At 25.6% G+C, this 6,285-nt stretch carries 4 protein-coding genes and 1 rRNA gene; all 5 read right to left on the bottom strand.

The window, feature by feature from the left end; all coding sequences use genetic code 11:
• Positions 1-451 precede the first annotated feature (451 nt).
• Positions 452-1,117 (bottom strand): ABC transporter ATP-binding protein, encoded by a 666-nt coding sequence (locus K0039_RS19760; RefSeq protein WP_228106753.1) that lies wholly within the window; start codon positions 1,115-1,117, stop codon positions 452-454.
• A 12-nt stretch (positions 1,118-1,129) separates the two neighbouring features.
• Positions 1,130-3,580 (bottom strand): ABC transporter permease, encoded by a 2,451-nt coding sequence (locus K0039_RS19755; protein WP_228106752.1) that lies wholly within the window; start codon positions 3,578-3,580, stop codon positions 1,130-1,132.
• 225 nt (positions 3,581-3,805) lie between these two features.
• On the bottom strand, positions 3,806-4,519 hold the full coding sequence (locus K0039_RS19750) for a LytR/AlgR family response regulator transcription factor (RefSeq protein ID WP_228106751.1): 714 nt from the start codon (positions 4,517-4,519) through the stop codon (positions 3,806-3,808).
• Positions 4,497-5,915: a sensor histidine kinase gene (locus tag K0039_RS19745; protein WP_228106750.1), complete on the bottom strand. Its 1,419-nt coding sequence runs from the start codon at positions 5,913-5,915 to the stop codon at positions 4,497-4,499. Before K0039_RS19745 ends, K0039_RS19750 begins: the two co-directional genes overlap by 23 nt.
• Before the next feature lie 252 nt (positions 5,916-6,167).
• A 5S ribosomal RNA gene (gene rrf / locus K0039_RS19740) occupies positions 6,168-6,284 on the bottom strand.
• Position 6,285: the final 1 nt, after the last annotated feature.

The following is a 6,285-nucleotide window of genomic DNA, read 5'->3' as shown; positions in this document are numbered from 1 at the left end:
TGTTGTTTCAGTTTAATTCTTAAAGAATTAATTTATTGTTAACCTACTGTTTAATTTTCAAAGTTCTTTGCTTGTTTCAGCTTCTTTATTTTACCAAAGCTGTTTTTCTTTGTCAACTACTTTTTTAATAAGTTTTTGTTGACGTTTTGTCCATTTCTCAAGGACAAGTATTACTATATCACCTAAAAAATATATCGTCAACATTTTTTCTTAATTTTTTTTAGTATTTTTGTATTTTTTCTTTATCATTTAAAGTTATGCACATATTTATTCTAAACTATCCACATTATATACAACCTGTATTTAGCTTATATAGTAATTCGCTCTTATAATATCCACAATTTTACGATTAACTTTGAAAAATTTACATTTTTATTGTTTTTAAACTTTCATATAAAAATAAAACCCTAATATTACTAGAGTTTTATTTTTATGTATTTTATGTATTAGATTAATTCATTATTGTTCCATCTTGTATTTTTATACAAATATCAGCTTCTCTAGCTATCATGTCATTATGAGTTATTATTATAAGTGTCTGATTATAATCATTCACACATTCTCTTAATATACTCATAACTTCTTCTGTTGACTTTGTATCTAAATTTCCTGTAGGCTCATCTGCAAATATAATTTTAGGTTTATTTATAAGCGCTCTAGCAATAGCCACCCTTTGTTGTTGACCTCCAGATAATTCATTAGGAAATTTCTTTATTTTATCTTTTATTTGTAATCTTTCTAATAATTCTTCTAGATATCTTTCATCTACTTTTTTATTTTCTAATAATGAAGGCATTATTATGTTTTCATACACATTAACAACTGGTATTAAATTAAAATTTTGAAAAACAAATCCAAAGTTATTTATCCTTATATTAGCTAACTTCCCATCTGTCATATTGCTTATTTCTTCATTATTATAATAAACTTTTCCATCAGTTGGTTTATCAAGACCCGCCATACAGTTTAATAATGTACTTTTTCCTGACCCACTAGCACCTACTACAGCAATAAATTTATTTTCTTCTATATTTAAATTTATTTTCTTTAAAACATGTAACTTATTTTCATTTTTACCGTAAATTTTGTTTAAATCTTCTATTCTTAATATCGTCATACTAATTCCCCCTTATTCATTCATATTAATTCCATCTGATATGCTCATTTTTTCTAGTTTTCGCTTAGACAAGTATACCGATATAATACAAACTACTATCACTAAAAAAGTAAATATTACTATTTCATTAAAAGGCACTTCGAATTTTTCTAGATTCTTAGCTCCAAATCCAATTTCCATAATCTCATTAACCATAGATACATCCTTGTATCCTTTATATATAGCATGAGCAGATCCTAGAATGCAGCTAAGAATAGCATAAATTAGAGATTCCTTAATAAGCATGTTTTTTATCTTTTTCATACTCATACCAATACTTCTTAGAGTTGATAGTTCTCTAGTTCTAATTAGTATTCCTGTTTTTATAGTGTAGTAAATATTTAAAGAAGCTACCACAGACATAAGTAATAATAAAAACATAGTCTGCATCTTAGCAATTTCCTGTAATTTTTCTTGTTCTGCTTTATATTTCGCTCTGCTTTCTATGTTGTTATAATCCTTATTTCCAATCATTTTTTCTATTTTATTTTCAACTTCATTTTCTTTTCCACTAGAAGCTTTTACTCCTATTACATTAACATCATTTATATTAGTCAATTTAGCTAATTCTTCTATTGGCATTATTACCGTTATCATTCTTCCATAGAAATTATTTAAAATCCATTTTCTATCTAAAAAACCAGCGATTCTAACTTTTTGAGCTTTATAACTTAGCTTTCCATCATTTACTGATGGTATTTTTATTTCAATTAATTCTCCAATTTTCAAATCCTTATCTATTGGTTCATTGGTTCCATCAGTATGATTATTAACCAAAACATTTATATATTCACTATTTTTCTCATTACTTTTTTCTTCTATGTATTTATCTAATTTTTTCAGATCTTTTTCTGTATAACCCCTAACTTCTAGATATGATTCATTATTATTCATAGACCCAAATAACACTAATTTTCCATCTACATAGTCTACACCATTTATATTTTTAATTTTTTCTACATCACTCTTACTATACATCCCTAAAGCATTTTCCACATTATAATCGTCTTTATTTAGTTTTATATCATACTCATCAATATTTTGACTTGGCATATGCATTACATCCATACCAATTTCGTTATAATTTGATAATGCAGTTATATACATAGATCCAACTAATCCCATAGATAATATACAAAGAATGGTTCTTGTCCTAAATCTAAATACATTTTTATATGCCATCTCTCCAGTTATATTAAATACTTTTCTTATCCATTTATAATAAAATCTATTTTTAAACTTCCTGTTACTAAAACCGTTATCTCTCATTCCTTCTACTGGAGATATTCTAGTAGCCTTGTATATCGGAACTATATTTGAAATAAACACCGTAATTATTGCTATTAATATTGGTATCAATATTGCTTCTTTAGTTATATAAAGGCTTGGATTTTGAGGATACGTTTTAGATATATAATTATACACATACGCTCCGCCAATTAAAAACCCAGATAATATACCAATGGTTACCAATATTAAGCTTTGTATAAAAATCATAGAACATATTTGATGCCTTTTAGTACCTATTGCTCTTAACATCCCTATTGATTTTTTCATATCAAATAAAGTCATTACAAAAATATTGCATATTAAAAGTGCCGATACAGCTATAGGGAATAACATGTTTCTTATTTCATAGCTAGTTGCTTCTTCACCAACACCAATGGAGTTTAGTCCTTGAATTAAACCAATGTTCATAGTAAAGTTATACTCTGTAAGGCCGTATTCATTCATCCTTTTATACATATTATCCATTGTAGTCTTTTCATTTTCTACATTTAAAATACCATCATTAGTAATAAGGTTTTCTGGTATTAAATTTGTATATCCACCAGTAAAAGCTCTAAGTGTATATTCTTTATATTCTTCATAGTAATCCTTAGGTCTGCTGACTATTCCAACTAATTTAAATTTATGATTTTTATTGTATATTTCTTGATTTCCATCATGATTTTTATATTTTTTAGCTATATTAAAATCTATTTCTTCACCTAATTTATTTTCTAAATTCATTTCCTCTATAGCTCTATTATCTAAAACTATCTCATTTTCATTTTTTGGTGCCCTTCCTTTTATAAGTTCATACTTGCTTTCTTCTAAATAATATGGATTATATGTATTAAGAATACTCTTCACACCATTTTTATAAACAATACTACCTAAATTGATTATTGTATATTTATCATCCCTTATATTATCATTTAATATTTTTTGCAATGCTTCATCATCAATATCACTGTATTCATAGTCATAAGTTCCAAATGTATTGTATAGCTTTTCTGTACCTAATTTTATATTTGTTTGCTTTTGCACAATATTGGAAAATGATATTAATGTAGCCAATCCTATGGCTACTATTATAGAAAAACTTCTCCCTTTTTGCTTTTTCAGATAAGAAAAAGCTAACGTAAAAACACCTTTCATAATTACCTCCTTTTTAACTAATATATAGCTATTTAATGCTAATTAGTTTCACTTAAACTACTTTATCAGCATCTTACTTTACATTCTAATAAACCAAGATATAATTCTTATGCACAAAAATAGATGCTATCCTCTTTTGACTAAAGGATAGCATCTATTTTTTTTATGTACAATGCACTATGCACAACCGTGCATTTAAATGTTACAACTGTCATGTTTTAGTTTTTATAATACTGATAAAAGGCTTTCAAGGTATACGTTTTTAAACTCTTTAAATCTATATCTACTTACAGGAACTTCTTCTTTATTCTCCATAATAACTACATACTGTTTTACCTTTTCTACATAGTCCAAATTAATCAAATAACTTTTATGACATCTATGAAAATTTTTTTGGTTTATTTTACCTTCTATACTATCCATAGTCATATTAATAGAGTGCTCAGATGTTTTTGTATGTATAGTTATTTCTCTTTTTAACACTTCTATATAGCAAATATCTGCTGTGTTTATCTTAAATATTTCAGTTTTAGAACTCAAAATTAACTCTTTGCCCTTGTTTCTCTCTATTTCATTAAAACAAGAAATCAAATGTCTCTCTAGGTCGTCTAATTTTATAGGCTTTAGCAAATACCTATAAGCCCTTACTTCATATCCTTCTTGTACATAGTCTATCAAAGATGTAGTGAATATAATTTCTACATTTTTATCATACATATTTCTTATTTTTCTAGCTAAATTCATTCCATCAATCTCTTCTAATTGTATATCTAATAAAAATATATCTACATTCTCTGGATAATCTTTTATTAAACTTTCTCCATTTATATAAATCAAAAGCTCATATTCTTCATTCCTACTTTCGAAAATTTTTTCGATATACCCTTTTATCAACTTTTGTTGGCTTAATTCATCTTCACATAATACTATTTTTTTCATAGTTCAAATTCACTTCACTTTCTATTGGAATATAAATATCTAGTTCAAATTCATTACCCAAGTCCTTGAATCTAAACTCTCCATTGTACTTATTCAATGAATTTTCAACGCTTTTTAAACCTATTCCATGAAAATATTTATCTTTTTTGCTACTTATAATATTATTATCATCTGTTTTTATATCATTTATTTTTGAGTTCACACTCTTCAATACAAAATAATTTTTAACTATAGTTCCTCTTATATATATTTTTCTTTCACTATTTTTTATCTTTAAACATGCTTCCATTGCATTATCTAATATATTCGAAAAAATACTACACACATCAATCATTTGCACGAAGTTACATTTTTCAAAATTTATATCTGCAAAAAAATGTATATTATTATCTATACAAATATCATTTTTTTCTTTAAGTATAATGTCTAATATATCATTTTTAGTGTTATATATATATTCTATTTTCTCTATTTCTTTTTGAAGTTCCATACTATATTTCCTAGTATTTTCATTTGCATCAATATTATTGATGCAGGTCAAATGATTTTTTAAATCGTGGTAAAGTCGTTTAGTTCTACCTTCATTTTCTTTTATTTTTTCATAGTAATTGTATTGAGATCTTATTTTTTCTTCTATCACTACTTTTTCCTTTTCCAAAATTATGGATTCTTTTATCTTCTTAACTGTAAATATTAAAAGTATAACAATCACAACCAATGATGGAATTATGTTTTGATATAAAAAACTATCCATCAAACTCCATATCTCTTTATATGTTGAATTTTTAAATTCAACTCCATTTATCCAAATATAATTATCTATAAAATCGTATATATGCAAAAATGTTACTAAAAATATAACTACTAATATACTTATTATGTATTTTTTGTCTTTAAAAGTGTTTCTATATTTTTTTAATATTAAATTTAATACAAATAAAATGATAAAAACTAGTACTCTACGTAAAATTGCGACTAATATACCTGGATAGTTATCGCCACCAAGCCCAATAGCTATACAAAAAAATGTAATTCCCCAATAAATTATATTTTCAGTAATAAAAAGTACATTTTTATAAACTATAAAAAACATAAATGCTTGCCACAACTTCATCTCATAATTTCTTTTACAAAAATACATAATTATAAAAATAAATGCAATCTGGAACAAATTCAATTCCATTGACCACAAATCTAGCATAGCTATTCTATTCAAATCAAAAACATTGTCCAGACAAACTAAAACCACAACCAATATTATAAATTTCCAAAGAGAACTTTTTACTTCTTTGTCTTTTCTTTTTTTGTTTTGGTAAATATCAAGGAAATTTTTAAATACTAAAATTTTAAATACAATTAATAACGTATATGACATTTTAAATACAAATGATTCCATAAATTCCTCCCCTTACAATTCTACCATAGAAAAAATATTTTAACACTTTAAATAACCATATATACTATCCACTTTTACTTAGATTTAAATAATTAAAACTTCAACATATAAATATTAATTCATCTGAAGTATTTTTTATATTATTTAGCAAACTCAAACTATTGTTTATCTCTCATCAATAGTTTGTATTTTTCTATAAAACGCAAAAAAGCACAGAACTACATAAAATAATTCTGTGCATAGAAAAAGATTACGTGGCTACGTGCTACTCTCCCAGGGGGTCGCCCCCCAAGTACCATCGCCGCTCAAGAGCTTAACTTCTGTGTTCGGAATGGGAACAGGTGTATCCTCTTTGCTATAATAACCACAT

This window comes from Terrisporobacter mayombei (genome assembly GCF_020748465.1).
Taxonomy (GTDB): Bacteria; Bacillota; Clostridia; order Peptostreptococcales; family Peptostreptococcaceae; genus Terrisporobacter; species Terrisporobacter mayombei.
Note: the sequence above shows the minus strand (reverse complement) of the source record. Positions and strands in the feature narration are given on the sequence as shown.

Coding starts and splice junctions, on each gene's coding strand:
- K0039_RS19760 (WP_228106753.1), bottom strand. CDS start 1,117: ATGACGATATTAAGAATAGAAGATTTAAACAAAATTTACGGTAAAAAT.
- K0039_RS19755 (WP_228106752.1), bottom strand. CDS start 3,580: ATGAAAGGTGTTTTTACGTTAGCTTTTTCTTATCTGAAAAAGCAAAAA.
- K0039_RS19745 (WP_228106750.1), bottom strand. CDS start 5,915: ATGGAATCATTTGTATTTAAAATGTCATATACGTTATTAATTGTATTT.
- K0039_RS19750 (WP_228106751.1), bottom strand. CDS start 4,519: ATGAAAAAAATAGTATTATGTGAAGATGAATTAAGCCAACAAAAGTTG.